Consider the following 15,481-nt stretch of genomic DNA (forward strand, 5'->3'; position numbering starts at 1 on the left):
CCACGCAGCCGCCGTGGGTGGCTGCTTGTCCCCACCAGACCTCATGACTCTTTTCGCTGCATGAAGCATCGCGAACGCATTGCCCGTTACCGTCACCTGCGCGAACAGCCCCAGTGGAAGCTGCTTGCCGCCGACCATGCCCCGGAAATCATCGGCCTGTTGCAGGGCCTGCTGATGGACGGCGAGCGCACGTTGCCTTCGTCGGTGCTCAACGAGCGCCTGCAGCGCGCGCTGGACCAGCTGGCCGGCGATGAACTCTCGCGCGAGCTGCCGCGGACCGCGCAGGCCTACATCGCGCACTGGCTGGCCCAAGGCTGGTTGGAGCGCCGCCTGCCCGAAGGCGCCGACCAGGAACAGTACGAGCTGTCGACCGCAGCGCTACAGGCGATCCGCTTCGCCGACGGCCTCGAGCAGGCTCGCGTGGCCGCCACCGAGAGCCGCTTGGCACTGGTCATCGAACAGCTCTCGCAGCTGGCCGCGCAGACCGAGTCCGACCCCGATGCCCGCCTCTCGGCGCTGCGCGACGAGCGCGACCGCATCGACGCCGAGATCGCCCGCGTCGGCGCCGGCCGCGTCACCGCGCTGGATGGCAAGCGCGCCCTGGAACGTGCGCGCCAGATCATCGGCCTGGCCGACGAGCTGACCGAGGATTTCCGGCGCGTGCGCGATGACTTCGAGCAGCTCAACCGCGAGTTCCGCGAACGCATCATCGACGATGAAGGCGAGCGCGGCGACGTGCTGTCGCAGCTGTTCGAAGGCGTGGACGTGATCGGCGAGAGTGATGCAGGGCGCAGCTTCCAGGCCTTCTGGCGTCTGCTCAATGACGCCGAGCAGAGCGCCCAGCTCGATGCCGCGCTGGAAGCGGTGCTGGCGCGTGGCTTTGCCCGGCGCCTGGACCGCAACGAGCGCAACTTCCTGCGCGGCTTCACCAGCACCATGCTCGAGCGCGGTGGCCAGGTGCACGACGTGCTGCAGCACTTCGCGCGCAGCCTGCGCGGCTTCGTACAGAGCCGTGGCTATCTGGAGCAGCGCCGCCTCAACCAGCTGCTCAAGCAGGCGCAGTCCGAAGCGCTGGCGCTGCGTGACGAGTTCCCCGCACAACGCGGCATCGGCCGCGACCTGCAGCTGACCACCAGCCGCCTGCGTTCGTGGTCGCAATGGAAGCTGCACGATCCGCGCAGTGCCCAGGTCGATGGCAACGTCGAGTACAACGACGCGGCCGCGATCAGTCTGGAAAGCGTCGGCGATCTGGTCGCTTCGTCCGAAATCGACTTCCGCACCCTGCGCCGCGACCTGCACGACCTGCTCGATGCACAGCCGCGGCTCAGCATCGCCCAGGCCCTGTCGCAGCGCGAAGCGCCGCAGGGCCTCGGCAGCGTCATCGGCTACCTGTCGCTGGGCACGCGTTTCGGCAACGTGGTCGCCGGCGAGCAGGAGCTTGCGCAATGGCGCGGTGGCGACGGCCAGATCCGCCGCGCCCGCATCCCGCTGGTTTGGTTCACCCAGGAGAGACGCCATGAGCTGGCATGAAGATCCCATCGAAGCACCGCAGGCCGACGTGGCGGAAGACGCCTACGAGGCCGAGCCGGCGGCGACCATGGCGCAGCCCCGCCGTGGCAACGACGTGTACTACCTCGGCGACACCGGGCGCCTGCCGCTGGATGCGCGCCGCGCGCTGTGCCAGCTGCTGATCGGCCCCAGCATCGACCAGCTGCGCCACGCCAAGCTGTGGCCCGCGCTGATCCGCAGCGAAGCGGCCATCCGCTCATCGCTGGCGGACCTGTTCCTGGAACTGGTGCTCGACCGCGACAGCGGCGTGGCGTTCACCCGCCAGGCCGATACCGAAGACGTTGATGCGCCGGTGCTGCTGCGCACCTCGCCGCTGACCTTCATCGACTCGGTGCTGCTGCTGTACCTGCGCCAGCAGCTGGCCGAGGCCGATGCACGCGGCAACCGCGCGGTGGTCGCCGACGCCGAGATGGCCGAAGCGCTGGCCATCTATGAAAAGAACCTGTCCACCGACCGCGCCGGCTTCAACCGCCGCGTTGCCTCGGCGGTGCAGAAGATGAAGGACAACCACATCCTGACCCGCCTCAGCGGCCAGGATGACCGCCACGAAGTCTCGCCGGCGCTGAAGCTGCTGTTCTCCGCCGAAGACGTGTCCCAGCTTTCGGCGGTGTACCGCCAGCTGCGCGAAACCCCGGCCGCCGAGGCCTGAGAGACCCGACCATCGCATGGCTATCTCCAAGCACACTCCCGCACTGTTCAACGAAGGCCTGCCGGACCCGCGCCTGCAGCAGTTCCGCATGCGCCGCCTGCAGGTGCACAACTGGGGCACCTTCAACGGCCTGACCGAAGTACCGATCGCCGAGCGCGGCTTCCTGTTCGTCGGCCGCTCCGGCTCGGGAAAGTCAACCCTGCTCGATGCCATGTCCGCGCTGCTGACGCCACCGGCCATCGTCGACTTCAACGCCGCTGCGCGTGAAGCCGAGCGCAGTGGCCGCGACCGCAACCTGGTGTCCTACGTGCGCGGCGCGTGGGCCGACCAGCAGGACAGCGGCACCGGCGAAATCGCCACCCAGTACCTGCGCAAAGGCGCCACCTGGACCGCACTGGTGCTGGAATACCGCGCCGGCGATGGCCGCGTGGTCAGCCTGGTGCGCCTGCTCTGGATCTCCGGCAACGGCACCTCGGCCGGCGATGTGCGCAAGCACTACATGATCGCCGAGCGCCCGTTCGACATCGCCAAGGATCTCGGCGGCTTCGACCTGGACCTGCGCAAGCTCAAGCAGAAGCTGTCCGACCTGCACCACTTCGACACCTTCTCCGGCTACGCCGAGCGCTTCCGCGACCTGCTCGGCATCGACAACGAGATGGCGCTGCGCCTGCTGCACAAGACGCAGTCGGCGAAGAACCTGGGAGACCTCAACGTCTTCCTGCGCGACTTCATGCTCGACACGCCGAAGACCTTCGACGCCGCCGAGCGCCTGGTCAGCGATTTCGCCGAGCTTGATGGCGCACACCAGGCGGTGGTCACCGCCCGCCGCCAGGTGGAAACCCTGCTGCCGGCGCGCGCCTACTACAACGACCTGAAGGAAATGCACCGCCGGCGCGGTGACGACGAAGCCTTGAAACTTGGCGTCGACAGCTTCCGCGAGAGCCGCCGCCAGGCGCTGATCGAAGCGCGCCTGCGCGAGATGGACGTGCGTGACCGCGGCCTGCTTGGCGAAGAAGCCCAGCGCCGTGCTGCACTGGACAATCACACCGAGCGCCTGGCCGAACTGGAGCTGCAGCGCCGCCAGCAGGGCGGTGAGCGCATCGAGGAACTGGAACGCGAGCAGGGTCGTGCCGAAGCTGAGCGCGACCGGCGCCAGGCCAAGCGCGAGCAGGCACGCCAGGCGGCACAGCAGCTGGGGGCCGAACTGCCGGACGACGCGCACGGTTTCGCCGAACTGGTCGAGCGCGCGCAGAACGAGCTGCAGGATCGCCAGCGTGCCTCCTCGGCACTGGACGATGCGATCAGTGATCGCCTCGGTGGCAAGCGCGATGACGAGCGCCGTTTCGGCGAAGTCCGTGCCGAACTCGAAGCGATGCAGCGCACACCGTCCAACATCCCGGCGCCGATGCAGAAGCTGCGTGCGCGCCTGGCCGAAGAGACCGGCATCGCCGAGGCAGCGTTACCGTTCGTAGGTGAACTGATCCAGGTCCGCGCGGAAGAGCAGGGCTGGCAGGGTGCCATCGAGCGCGTGCTGGGCGGTTTCGCGCTGTCGCTGCTGGTCGACGACAAGCACTACAACGATGTTGCCGAGTGGGTGAACCGCACTCACCTGGGCATGCGCTTCACCTACTACCGCGTGCGCCGCAACGATGATGCGTTCGCGCGCGAACCCTCGGCGAAATCGCTGCTGCACAAGCTTGAACTGCGCGAGCATGTGTTCGAAAGCTGGCTGCGCCGGGAGCTGGGCAAGCGCTTCGACTACGAATGCGTGGATGCCAAGCAACTGCGCAACGTCGACCGCGGCATCACCCGCGAAGGCCAGGTCAAGCATCCAGGTGACCGTTTCGAGAAGGACGACCGCAGTGCAGTGGGCGACCGCCGCCGCTGGATCCTCGGCTTCAACAACCACGACAAGGTCGGTGCCTTCGAGCGCGAAGCCCAGGAACTGGCCAAGCGCATCGCCAGCTGCGAGACCGACATCGCGCGCCTGCGCGGGCAACGTGACCGCGACAACGAACGCCGCCTGGCCTGCCACGAGCTGGTCAGCATCAGCTGGAACGAGATCGACATCGCCGCTCCGCAGCAGCGCCTGAGCGATATCGAAGCCACCCTGCGCGACCTGCGCGAAGGCAACGCCGATCTCGCCAGGCTGGCCAAGCAGATCGACGCCGTGCGTGCGGATATCGAACAGGCACGCCGCACCTATGAGGACGTTCGCGTCGAACGCGGCCAGCTGGTCAAGGAGCGCGACCGTCTCGATCGCGCCCGCCAGCAGAGCCGTGCACTGGTGCTGCCGACCCTGGCCCAGGAGCAGGAGGCCGGGCTTGCCGAGCGCCTGCAGGAGCAGGGTCCGCTCAGCCTGGAAACGCTCGAAGCGCACATGCGCCAGGTCAGCAACGCGCTGAACGAGCAGCTGTCGTCCTCGCAGCAGGACCTCAACCGCATCGAGAACCAGCTGATCGGCTGCTTCCGCCGCTTCATCCAGCAGTGGCCGGAGGAGTCGGGTGACTTCACCGTCTCGGTGGCCTCGGCCGAGGACTTCCTCGCCCGCCTCGAACGCCTGGAACGCGATGGCCTGCCGCAGCACGAAGAGCGCTTCTTCGATCTGCTGCAGAACCAGAGCAAGAACAACCTGCTGGCCCTGCAGCGCCACAGCGCCGAAGCCCGGAAGTCGATCGGACAGCGCCTGGATGAAGTGAATGCCAGCCTGGAGCAGGTGCCGTTCAACCGTGGCACGCTGCTGACCATCGAACTGAGCGACCGCCGCCTGCCGGAAGTCGCCGAGTTCCACCTGCAGCTGCGCGAGGTGCTGTCGCAGCAGCAGACCGAGCAGCGTGAACTGGCCGAATCGCAGTTCACCGTGCTGCGCCAGCTGGTCAACCGACTGGGCTCGCAGGAAGGCGAGGACAAGCGCTGGCGCGAGCTGGTGCTGGACGTGCGCATGCACGTGGAGTTCATCGGCGTCGAGCTGGATGCGGAAACGCGCCAGCAGGTGGAGATCTACCGCAGTGGCGCGGGCAAGTCCGGTGGCCAGCGCCAGAAACTGGCCACCACCTGCCTGGCTGCGGCACTGCGCTACCAGCTCGGCGGCGCCGACAGCCAGCTGCCCAGCTACGCGGCGGTCGTGCTCGACGAGGCCTTCGACAAGGCCGACAACGAGTTCACCGCGCTGGCGATGAACATCTTCGACAACTTCGGCTTCCAGATGGTGGTCGCCACCCCGCTGAAGTCGGTGATGACGCTTGAACCGTTCATCGGCGGCGCCTGCTTCGTCGAAATCAGTGGCCGCCACGACTCCGGGGTGTTGCTGATCGAGTACGACGAAGAAGGCAAGCGCCTGAAGCTGCCCGAGCGCAGTCGCCAGCAGGCCAACGAACCGGAAGAAGCCGAGGCCTGACCCGGCCGATCGAATGGGGAATGCCGGCCAGCGGCCGGCACCACCCATGGGCGGGGTTCACGACCCGGCTGTGCCGGCCGCTGGCCAGCAACCGCATTCACGAACCGCGGAACGTGTCCCACGCCATCCGCGCGATCAGCACCACCACCAGCCCCACGAACAGCTTGCGGATGAACGGCGTGCCGCCCTTCAACGCCAGGCGCGTGCCCACCACCGAACCGATGATGTTGGCTGCGGCCATCGGCAGCGCGAACAGCCACAGGATGTTGCCGGTTGGTACGAAGAACGAGATCGCTGCCACGTTGGTCGCCAGGTTCACGACCTTCGATGCCGCTGACGCGCGCAGGAAATCCAGCCCGAAGAAGCGTACGAACAGGAAGATCAGGAAGCTGCCGGTACCCGGCCCGAAGAATCCATCGTAGAAGCCGATCGCCGCACCGATCGCCAGTGCGATCACCAGCTCGCGGCGGCCGATCTCCTGTGGCCGGTGCAACGCGCCGAAGTCCTTCTTCCACAGCGTGTAGGCCAGCATCGCGATCAGCAGGACCAGCACCAGCGGGCGCACCGCGTCCTTGGGCAGCAGGCTTACCGCAGTGGCCCCGGCGAAGGAGAAGATGAAGGCGGTACCAGCCGCGAACAGTACCGGCTTCCACGGGAAACGCACGTTGCGCGCGTAACGCCAGGCAGCCGCACCGGTGCCGAACATCGAACTGAACTTGTTGGTGCCGAACAGCATCGCCGGTGTCTGCTGCGGCAGCACCGTGAACAGTCCCGGCAGCTGCACCAGGCCACCGCCACCGACGGCGGCATCCACAAGACCGGCGATGAAGGCGATCACCACCAGCCACCACAACTCGGGGGGAACCAGTTCCAGCACGGCGATCAATCAAGGTGGGGGCGCGACAGCATACGCCCTTCGCCGATGGATGCTGGCGGCGCCCCGCGCGACAATGCGCGCATGAGCCGAAAACCTGCCGATCCCTGTCCCTGCGGGCTTCCCGCGGAGTACGCCGCCTGCTGTGGCCGTTTCCATGCCGGCGACACCGTCCCCGACGCCGAACGCCTCATGCGTTCGCGCTACAGCGCGTACGTGCGGGGCCTGGCAGACTACCTGCGCCAGAGCTGGCATCCGGACACGCGTCCGGTCGAGTTGTCGCTGGATGACGCGCCCGGGCAGCGTACGCACTGGCTGGGCCTGACCGTCCATGAGCACACCGTCACCGGCGCTGACAGCGCCGAGGTGAGGTTCACCGCCCGCTACCGGGTAGGCGGCGGCAGCGCGGTGAAGATGACCGAACACAGCCGCTTCCTGCGCATCGACGGTCGCTGGTACTACCTCGACGCAGTCTGAGCCTCAGCCCGCTGTCCGGCGTTCGCCCGGATCTGGTTGCGGCCGCCGTCCTTGGCTGCGTACAGCGCCCGGTCGGCGGCCTTGACCACCGCTGCCGGGCGCGGGTCCACAAGGCTGTCGGCCAGGCCGATGCTCACCGTCACCTGCACCACCGGGCCGCTGCCGCCGCGCCCGCGTTGCTGACGCCCGGCGTCATCGTCGCGGCTGCGGGTGCTGCGGTCGCGCAGCTGCATGCGGGTGTCCTCGATGCTCTGCCGCAAGGCTTCCACGGCATCCATGCAGGCGTCGGCCGGCTGGCCCAGGAACACCACCGCGAACTCCTCGCCGCCGTAGCGGAACGCACGTCCACCATCACCGACCCGCGCCAGCCGCGAGGCCACCAGGCGCAGCACGTCGTCGCCGGTGTCGTGGCCGTGGGTGTCGTTGAACGATTTGAAGTGGTCCACGTCCACCATCGCGATGCTGTAGGTGCCGCGCGCCCGTTGCAGGGTCTCATTGAAGGCGCGGCGCCCCGGCAGGCCGGTCAGTTCGTCGCGGAACGCCATGTGGAACGACTCCTGCAGCATCGCGCCCAGCATCAGCAGCAGGGCCGCACTGGCCAGCGCAGGCAGCAGCACCGGCTGCAGGAAGACCCTCGGCAGCATCCACCACAGGCACAGCAGCGCCAGCAGCATAGCCGTGTGCAGCGGCCGCGGATGCCGCCATGCCTGCCAACCCAGCGCCGCCGTGGCCAGCAGGAACAGCAGCGCCGGCAGCTGCGCCAGCGCGTTCCAGTCGGCCGGGATCCACGCCCAATGACGGTTCGACAGCAGATCATGCATGCCGCGCGGCTGCTGCGCGGCCAGCAGCAGGAAGATCAGCAATGCCGTACTGCTGGCGACGGAGCGCAACAGCAGGTCGTGCCTGCGCCGCCCACGCTCCGGCCACAATGACAGGCCGGCGAACAGCAACGGCAGCCACGCCGAGATGGCATGGAAGCGCAGCGGTGTCAGCGCGCTGACATGGCCGCTGCGCAGGTAGCCGCCGACATCCTGGTGCAGCATCGCGAACATGACTGCCACCACCAGCAGCAGGCAGAGCGCACGCACCTGGTGGTAGAGAAGGGCCAGGCCGGCACCGAGGCAGGCCAGCAGCCAGGGCAGAACGCGTTGGGCCGGACTGGCCACGTCTTCGTTGCCCAACGCCGCCCACAGCACCACGGCAACCAGCACGGCGGGCAGCACGAACAGGTAGTGCGCAGGCTGGCGGAGCGGATGCAGGGGCAATCAGGAATTCCAGCGCGGTGACGACGCGGCCGCAGCATTGCCGTTAGCGGCGTTCGGGGCGGCTTCTTGAATGCGGCAGGCCCATCCATGTGAACGAAGTGACGCCGGACCATGACATCGCACTCACCCGCCGGCACCGATGCTGTCGGCATGGACAGCGTACCCGCCGCCGTCGCTGCCCCGCAGCACGATCTCGCCCACCAGTTCGCACGCGTGCGTGCGCGCAGCATGCAACTGGCCGGCCCGCTCAGCGCCGAGGACGCCATGCTGCAGAGCATGGCCGATGCCAGCCCCAGCAAGTGGCACCTGGCCCACACCACCTGGTTCTTCGAACGCTTCGTGCTGGCCGGCTTCCCGGCTGCGCCTGCACATGACCCTGCATGGGACTACCTGTTCAACAGCTACTACAAGAGTATCGGCCCCGCCCATGCCCGGCCGCAGCGCGGCCTCCTCTCACGGCCCTCGCTGCAGCAGGTGCATGACTATCGCCAGCAGGTCGATGCACAGGTGCAGTCGCGGCTATCGGCAGGTGACCTGGACCCACACGCGCTGCACAACCTGCAGCTGGGCCTGCAGCACGAACAACAGCATCAGGAGTTGTTGTTGACCGACATCAAGCACGCGTTCTGGTGCAATCCGCTGCAGCCGGCCTACCGCGAGGACCTGCCCACCCCCCCTGGCGCTGCCAGTGCACAGGGCTGGATCGAATCACCCGAGCGCATCGTTACCGTCGGCGCTGCAGCCTGGCCGCAGCACGCTGCGTTTGCCTACGACAACGAATCGCCGCCGCACCGCGTGCTGCTGCCGGCACATGCTCTGGCCGAACGTCCCGTCAGCAATGCCGAGTACCGTGCTTTCATCGATGCCGGCGGCTACCGCGAACCGCGCTGGTGGCTCAGTGAAGGCTGGGCATTGCGTGAAGCCGAGGACTGGCAGCACCCGCTGTACTGGGATGACACCCTGCAGCGCGAATACACCCTGGGCGGTTGGCGCGAGCTGGATCCGCATGCGCCGGTCTGCCATCTCAGCTACTTCGAGGCCGATGCCTGTGCCCGCTGGGCCGGGGCACGCCTGCCCAGCGAGTTCGAGTGGGAGGCCGCCGCCGCGTCTCAGGCGGTGCGGGGCCACTTTGCCGATGACGATCACCTGCACCCGCAGGCGGGGCAGGGCAGCGGCCTGCGCCAGCTGTTCGGTGATGTCTGGGAGTGGACTCACAGCGCGTATGGCGCCTATCCCGGCTACCGCCCTTTCGCGGGCAACCTCGGTGAGTACAACGGCAAGTTCATGTGCGGCCAATGGGTGCTGCGCGGCGGCAGCTGCGTCACGCCAAGGGGCCATGTGCGCGCCAGCTATCGCAATTTCTTCATGCCGCCGGCGCGCTGGCAGTTCTCCGGACTGCGCCTGGCCAGGGACCTCACATGAGCACCGTGCACGACGCGCTGCAGGCGTTGACCGACCTCACCCCCGGCCGCCAGCAGATCCTTACCGACGTGGTGGCCGGGTTGTCGCGCACACCGCGCCAGCTGCCATCCAAGTATTTCTACGATGCACGCGGCTCACGCCTGTTCGAGCAGATCACGCAGACCTGCGAGTACTACCCCACGCGTACCGAGCTGGCGCTGCTGGCGCGGGTGCTGCCGGACATCGCCCGCAGCGTCGGTCCTCATGTTCATGTGGTGGAGCTGGGCAGCGGCAGTGGCCGCAAGACCGCGCTGCTGCTGGCGGCGCTGCAGGACCCCGTGGCCTACACCCCCATCGAGATCTCGCGCGCCGCGCTGCTGTCCAGCATCGACCATCTGGCCCCGGCGCTGCCGGACGTCGAGATGCTGCCGGTCTGTGCCGACTTCACCCGCGCGGTCGCCGTCCCGGCACCGGAACGCGAGCCTGCGCGGCGCCTGTTGTTCTTCCCGGGCTCCACGTTGGGCAATTTCGTCGAAGAGGATGCCGTCGCACTGCTGCGCGCGATGCGCCAGACCATGGGCCGCGATGGCCTGGCTCTGGTCGGCATCGATCTGCACAAGGACCCGGCATTGATCGAAGCCGCCTACAACGATGTGCAGGGCATCACTGCTGCATTCACCCTCAACCTGCTGGCGCGCCTGAACCGCGAGATCGGCAGCGACTTCGATCTGGACGGCTTCCGCCACCGCGCCCGCTACAGCGTCGCGCGGCTGCGCATCGAAACCGATCTGGTCAGCCAGCGCGCACAGGACGTCCGTCTGGATGGCCGCACCTTCCACTTCCAGGCCGACGAGCCGATCCGCGTCGAATACAGCCACAAGTACACCGACGACAGCTTCGAAGCGTTGCTGCTGCCGGCGGGCCTGCAGGTCGTGCGGCGCTGGGATGCTGAAAGCCCGGCCTATGGCCTGCGCCTGCTTCGCGCCCTTTAGCCGCCGCCAGCCCGCGCTGCTTCAGGTTCGCCTACGCTGCGCCTAAGATGGCCCTGCAACGGCAACACGGAGGACGCCATGCCCATTCTGACCACGCTCGGCCTGGCGGCCGTGCTCGCCGCGGCACCCGCTTCGACAGCAGCGCCTGCGGCCAGCAGCGATGCCGCTTTCAGCCGCTGCCTGGCCGTCCTGCAATCGACAGCCGCCAGCCAGGGCATCAGTGCCGACCGCTTCAATGGGATTATCGCCGGGCTCACCCCCGATCCCAGCGTGCTCGGCCTGCTCGACGCGCAGCCGGAATTCACCACGCCGATCTGGGACTACCTGGCCGCGCTGGTCGATCGCCAGCGCGTGGACGATGGGCGCGTCCTGCTGCAGCAGCATCGGGCCCTGCTTGATCGGGTGTCGGCCCAGTACGGCGTCGATCCGGCCACCATCGTCGCGGTCTGGGGCGTGGAGAGCGACTACGGCCGTGTGTTCGGCAAGCGCCCGCTGCTGCAGTCGCTGGCCACGCTGTCCTGTGCCGGCCGCCGCCAGCCCTTCTTCCGTGGTGAGCTGCTGGCCCTGCTCAAGTTGATCGACCGCGGCGACCTGCAGGCACAGGGGCTCACCGGTTCCTGGGCCGGCGCCTTCGGGCATACGCAGTTCATGCCCAGCACCTATGCACGCATCGCCGTGGACGGTGATGGCGATGGCCGCCGCGATCTGGTCGGCAGCATTCCCGATGCGCTGGCCTCCACCGCCAATTACCTCAAGCGCGCCGGCTGGCGCAGCGGAGAGCCGTGGGGCATGGAAGTGCGTATCCCGCCCGGTTTCGACGCCAGCCAGGCCGGGCGCACCCAGCGTCGGGCGCTGGCCGACTGGCGTGCGCAAGGTGTGACCGCATTGGATGGCAGCGCGTTGGCCCCGGCCAACCTGCCTGCCGACGCGCGCGCGGCCCTGCTGCTGCCGGCGGGCGGCAAGGGCCCGGCGTTGCTGGTGTTCCGCAACTACGACGCGATCTACAGCTACAACGCTGCCGAAAGCTACGCGCTGGCGATCGCCACCCTGGCCGACCAGCTGCGTGGCGGCACGGGCCTGGCCACGGCCTGGCCGACCGATGATCCCGGTATCGGCCGCGATGAGCGCCGCCAGCTGCAGACCCTGCTGCTGGCCCGCGGCCACGACATCGGAAGCGCCGACGGCATGATCGGTACGGCCACGCGTCGTGCCATCCAGGTCGAGCAGCAGCGCCTGGGCTGGGCCAACGCAGATGGGCGCGCGGGACAGCGTATCCTTCGCACTCTGCAGAACGCGCCGCGCACTGCACCGGTGCCCACGCGTTTCATGCTTCCCAGCAACTACAGTGCCGTGCAATCGCCGGCCATACGGAGTCGATCCCACGTGCAGCAGATCCAGGGTGTACGCAGCGGGCAGTACCAGGGGCTCGATGCCTGGCTGGTGGAAACCGGCGACGCCAGCGCGGCCATCAGTGTGTTTGGCGGCCAGCTGCTTTCCTTCGTGCCCAAGGGCCAGCCGGATCTGATGTGGCTGTCCCCCCGGCGCGCCGAACTGCCCACGCCGATCCGCGGAGGCAGCCCCGTCTGCTGGCCGTACTTCGGCCGCCAAGGCCAGGGCAACGACGTGCCCGCCCACGGTTTCGTCCGTACCGTGCCGTGGGAACTGCAACAGGCCCGTCGCCTGGACGACGGCAGCATCGAGCTCACGCTGGCACCCCCGGTGCTGCAGAGCCTGGACCTGCGATTGAGGATGACTGTGCGCGTAGGCCGCCAGTTGACCCAGCGACTGATCACCGAGAACGTCGGCAGTTCCCCTGCCAGCATCACCCAGGCGCTGCACAACTATTTCCGCGTGGGTGATGCCAGCGCGGTGGACGTGGACGGCGTGGACGGACTGGACTATCTGGACAAGTTCGAGAACTATGCGACGCCGCGTCGGCAGCAGGGCGCCTGGACGTTGCGCGATCCCCGTGATCCCGGGCGCAGCGACCGCATCTACACGCAGGCCAAGGGTCACTATGTCCTGCGTGATCCGGTGCTGAAACGCCGCATCGACATCCGTACGGAAGGAAGCCGCTCGCTGGTGGCGTGGAATCCCGGTGCCGAGGCTGCAGCGAAGATGGCAGATGTGGGTGAGGGCTGGCGCGACTACGTCTGCCTGGAAGCGGCCAACGCCGGACCCGACGTGGTGACCCTGCCGCCGGGTGGCAGCCATGTGCTGTCACAGACATTGTCCGCGGCACCGTGGACACCGGTAACCCGGTAACGAATCAACGCAGCAAGGATGTTTTCATGCAGGACGCACAGTGGTGGTACGCCAACAGCAGGCAGAGCGAAGGACCGGTGGACCTGGCCGCCCTGCGTCGCCTGCAGCAGGACGGCACGGTGACGGCACGCACGCTGCTGTGGCGCGAAGGCATGCCCGCGTGGCGCCCCTTGGCGGAGCTGGAACAGGATTCAACGCCCATCGAGATGGCGCCGGCTCCGGATATCGACACAGCCCCACCGGTTGAGGTCGTTGCGCCAAGTGTCGGCGATCCGTCCGATCCGTATCGAGCCCCCGCCGCTGCACCGGATACGGCTGCCGCCGCGGGGCTGGAGGGCGAGATGGCCTTGTACGCCAGCGTGGTCGGCGGCAACTTCCCGATCTATCGCCAGCGCTGGCGACTGGATCAGGGCATTGCCACCGCCAGTGGAACCTGGCACTGGCCGGCCTTCCTGCTCGGCCCGATCTGGATGATGTACCGCAGGATGTACCGCCTGGCGGCAATGTGGGTCGGCCTGCTGCTGCTGATCAGCGTGGTGGAGACCTTGCTGGATGTGCCCGAAGGCGTGTCGCTGGTCATCACCATCGCGCTCAGCGTCACCACCGGCACCTTTGGCAACACCTGGTACCTGGCACACTGCCAACGCCTGATCGCCCAAGCTCGTGCCGTCAGCGGCGGCGATGACGCACGGCTGCGCAGCGAGCTGACCGCACGCGGCGGCACCAGCGTGGTCGCCACACTGGCCGCCATCGTCATCTCGGTGGTGTTGAGCACCGTCGGCGCCGCACTGGCGGGGTAGGACAGGTCAGCGGCCCTGACGCGGCCGCAGCACCAGCAGGCACAGCGCACCGGCCACCAGGCCCCAGAACGCCGAACCGATGCCGGCCAGTGAGACGCCGGAGGCGGTGACCAGGAAGGTGACCAGTGCCGCCTCGCGGTCCTGCTCTACTGCCAGCGCACTGGCCAGGCTGTTGGCGATGGTGCCGAACAACGCGATACCGGCCACGCAGGCCACCAGCTCCTTTGGGAAAGCCGCGAACAGGGCGGCCACGGTGGCACCGAACAGCCCGATGACAATATAGAAAGCCCCAGCGGCCATGGCGGCGGTGTAGCGCCGTGCCGGATCCTCGTGCGCATCACGGCCCATGCAGATCGCGGCCGTGATCGCGGCCAGGTTCAGTGCGTAGGCACCGAACGGCGCCAGCAATGTATTGACCACGCCGATCCAGCCGATCAGCGGCGACACCGGCGCGTCATAGCCGGAGGCACGCATCACTGCCACACCGGGGATGTTCTGCGAGGCCATGGTGACCACGAACAGGGGCAGGGCGATGCCGGCTACCGCAGTCCAGGACAGGGACGGGGTCACCCATTGCGGCACCGCCAGCTGCAGCTGCACCTGCTGTGCGTGCAGCAGGTCACGGCTGGCTGCGACCGCGATGCCGACCAGTAGTGTGGCGATGACCGCATAGCGCGGGAACAAGCGGCGTCCCGCCAGCCAGGTGGCGAACATTGCCAGTGCCAGTACCAGTTGGGAATTCATGGCCACGAACACGTCCAGACCGAAGCGCAGCAGCACGCCGGCCAGCATGCCGGCGGCCAGCGCCATCGGCACCCGCTGCATCAATCGTGCGAACACCCCGGAGAAGCCTGCCAGCATGCCAAGCACCGCAGCGAGCAGGAATGCGCCGGTGGCTTCAGCGAGCGAGTCGCCACCAGCACCGACCACCAGCATCGCCGCGCCCGGTGTCGACCATGCGGTCACCACCGGCACGCGATAGCGCAGCGACAGCCCGATGCAGGTGACACCCATGCCCAGTCCCAGTGCCCACATCCATGAGGCGATCTGTGCCTGGTCGGCACCGACAGCCTGTGCGGCCTGGAACACGATCACTGCGGAACTGGCGAAGCCGACCAGCACGGTGATGAAGCCGGCGACCACGGCCGGCACTGAAAGGTCGCGCCACCATGCTTGCCGCACCTGCATGTTCATTGCCGTCTCTCCTTGTTGCATCCGTGCATTGATAGCCGTTGCGGCGTTGACCGCGCAACGCGCGGGCAACGCCGCAGTGATCTTCGAGCGTACGTCATGCCTGAAGTCGCGGCGCTCCTGTCATCACCATGAAAAAAAGCCTTGACGAAATCTGCAGGATCTCTAGAATTCGCCCCCTTGCTGCAACGCATCGCTTCCTCGGAAACGGCACGCGATCAGCAACGCCATCACCGGCGAACGAGTTGATCGAACGAAGGTGTTGACGGACTCGGAAAGTCCGGCATAATAGGCGGCTCGCAACGACGAAAGGCCCTCGGGTCCAGCGACGAAGCAGCATCGGCAACAACGTCCACTCCGGTGAGACGGCCTTGAAAAAAGGTGTTGACGAAGCGGAAAAGCCGGCTATAATGGGCGGCTCGCTACGAAGGAAACTTCGCAGCACACGGGAACGGCGCTGAGGCCACTTCCCCTGATCTTTGAAAGTATGCGCAGGTATCTTGTGAAGGCGCCTGCAGGAAGGATGATTGTCCATCTTGCAGACGTTTGATCAAGCAACTATTAATTGTTTTAAAGCAAGCGATACGTTGCCAGCATCAAT

General features: G+C 67.4%; 11 protein-coding genes. 8 read left to right on the forward strand and 3 right to left on the reverse strand.

The genetic code is table 11. From position 1 onward, the window contains the following. Positions 1 to 60: 60 nt before the first annotated feature. From VG543_RS10745 to VG543_RS10755, 3 genes are read left to right on the forward strand one after another with little or no spacing between them, the layout of a single operon-like run. Entirely contained in the window at positions 61 to 1,530 is a 1,470-nt protein-coding gene (locus VG543_RS10745; RefSeq protein ID WP_019658766.1) for a DUF3375 domain-containing protein, read from the forward strand. Then, positions 1,517 to 2,218 carry a DUF4194 domain-containing protein gene (locus VG543_RS10750; protein WP_019658765.1) on the forward strand — a complete coding sequence of 234 codons (702 nt, stop codon included), beginning with the start codon at positions 1,517 to 1,519 and terminating at the stop codon, positions 2,216 to 2,218. The genes VG543_RS10745 and VG543_RS10750 overlap by 14 nt, the downstream gene beginning before the upstream one ends. Before the next feature lie 16 nt (positions 2,219 to 2,234). After that, entirely contained in the window at positions 2,235 to 5,615 is a 3,381-nt protein-coding gene (locus tag VG543_RS10755) for an ATP-binding protein (RefSeq protein WP_021202048.1), read from the forward strand. A 97-nt stretch (positions 5,616 to 5,712) separates the two neighbouring features. On the opposite strand, the gene VG543_RS10760 is transcribed toward VG543_RS10755, so the two are convergent. Next, positions 5,713 to 6,492 (reverse strand): sulfite exporter TauE/SafE family protein, encoded by a 780-nt coding sequence (locus VG543_RS10760; RefSeq protein ID WP_019658763.1) that lies wholly within the window; start codon positions 6,490 to 6,492, stop codon positions 5,713 to 5,715. An 81-nt stretch (positions 6,493 to 6,573) separates the two neighbouring features. Here VG543_RS10760 and VG543_RS10765 point away from each other — a divergent pair, with 81 nt between their 5' ends. Then, a complete protein-coding gene (locus tag VG543_RS10765; protein WP_423179104.1) occupies positions 6,574 to 6,966 on the forward strand; it encodes a YchJ family protein in 393 nt (130 codons plus the stop codon). Here the strand turns inward: VG543_RS10765 and VG543_RS10770 are convergent. Next, a complete protein-coding gene (locus tag VG543_RS10770) occupies positions 6,948 to 8,231 on the reverse strand; it encodes a GGDEF domain-containing protein (protein WP_134732506.1) in 1,284 nt (427 codons plus the stop codon). The genes VG543_RS10765 and VG543_RS10770 overlap by 19 nt on opposite strands. 150 nt (positions 8,232 to 8,381) lie before the next feature. On the opposite strand from VG543_RS10770, the gene egtB reads away from it, so the two are divergent. The 4 genes from egtB (at position 8,382) to VG543_RS10790 (ending at position 13,689) form a co-directional block, all read left to right on the forward strand. Further along, positions 8,382 to 9,653, forward strand: coding sequence for an ergothioneine biosynthesis protein EgtB (egtB, locus tag VG543_RS10775; protein WP_019658761.1), 1,272 nt, complete (start codon positions 8,382 to 8,384; stop codon positions 9,651 to 9,653). Then, positions 9,650 to 10,624 carry an L-histidine N(alpha)-methyltransferase gene (gene egtD / locus VG543_RS10780; protein WP_423179103.1) on the forward strand — a complete coding sequence of 325 codons (975 nt, stop codon included), beginning with the start codon at positions 9,650 to 9,652 and terminating at the stop codon, positions 10,622 to 10,624. Before egtB ends, egtD begins: the two co-directional genes overlap by 4 nt. Positions 10,625 to 10,702: 78 nt before the next feature. Further along, positions 10,703 to 12,889 (forward strand): lytic murein transglycosylase, encoded by a 2,187-nt coding sequence (locus VG543_RS10785; RefSeq protein ID WP_227852623.1) that lies wholly within the window; start codon positions 10,703 to 10,705, stop codon positions 12,887 to 12,889. Between the two features lie 26 nt (positions 12,890 to 12,915). Continuing rightward, the gene (locus VG543_RS10790; protein ID WP_021202050.1) at positions 12,916 to 13,689 is read left to right on the forward strand and encodes a DUF2628 domain-containing protein; all 774 of its coding nucleotides are present in this window, start codon (positions 12,916 to 12,918) and stop codon (positions 13,687 to 13,689) included. A 6-nt stretch (positions 13,690 to 13,695) separates the two neighbouring features. Here the strand turns inward: VG543_RS10790 and VG543_RS10795 are convergent, their stop codons facing one another. Further along, positions 13,696 to 14,883 carry a benzoate/H(+) symporter BenE family transporter gene (locus VG543_RS10795; protein WP_049412904.1) on the reverse strand — a complete coding sequence of 396 codons (1,188 nt, stop codon included), beginning with the start codon at positions 14,881 to 14,883 and terminating at the stop codon, positions 13,696 to 13,698. Positions 14,884 to 15,481: the final 598 nt, after the last annotated feature.

Source organism: Stenotrophomonas sp. CASM101 (assembly GCF_049384845.1).
Classification (GTDB): domain Bacteria; phylum Pseudomonadota; class Gammaproteobacteria; order Xanthomonadales; family Xanthomonadaceae; genus Stenotrophomonas; species Stenotrophomonas hibiscicola.

Bases quoted from the DNA above. Each gene is read 5' to 3' on its own strand.
- VG543_RS10745 (WP_019658766.1), top strand. From the start codon at position 61: ATGAAGCATCGCGAACGCATTGCCCGTTACCGTCACCTGCGCGAACAG.
- VG543_RS10750 (WP_019658765.1), top strand. From the start codon at position 1,517: ATGAGCTGGCATGAAGATCCCATCGAAGCACCGCAGGCCGACGTGGCG.
- VG543_RS10755 (WP_021202048.1), top strand. From the start codon at position 2,235: ATGGCTATCTCCAAGCACACTCCCGCACTGTTCAACGAAGGCCTGCCG.
- VG543_RS10765 (WP_423179104.1), top strand. From the start codon at position 6,574: ATGAGCCGAAAACCTGCCGATCCCTGTCCCTGCGGGCTTCCCGCGGAG.
- egtB (WP_019658761.1), top strand. From the start codon at position 8,382: ATGGACAGCGTACCCGCCGCCGTCGCTGCCCCGCAGCACGATCTCGCC.
- egtD (WP_423179103.1), top strand. From the start codon at position 9,650: ATGAGCACCGTGCACGACGCGCTGCAGGCGTTGACCGACCTCACCCCC.
- VG543_RS10785 (WP_227852623.1), top strand. From the start codon at position 10,703: ATGCCCATTCTGACCACGCTCGGCCTGGCGGCCGTGCTCGCCGCGGCA.
- VG543_RS10790 (WP_021202050.1), top strand. From the start codon at position 12,916: ATGCAGGACGCACAGTGGTGGTACGCCAACAGCAGGCAGAGCGAAGGA.
- VG543_RS10795 (WP_049412904.1), bottom strand. From the start codon at position 14,883: ATGAACATGCAGGTGCGGCAAGCATGGTGGCGCGACCTTTCAGTGCCG.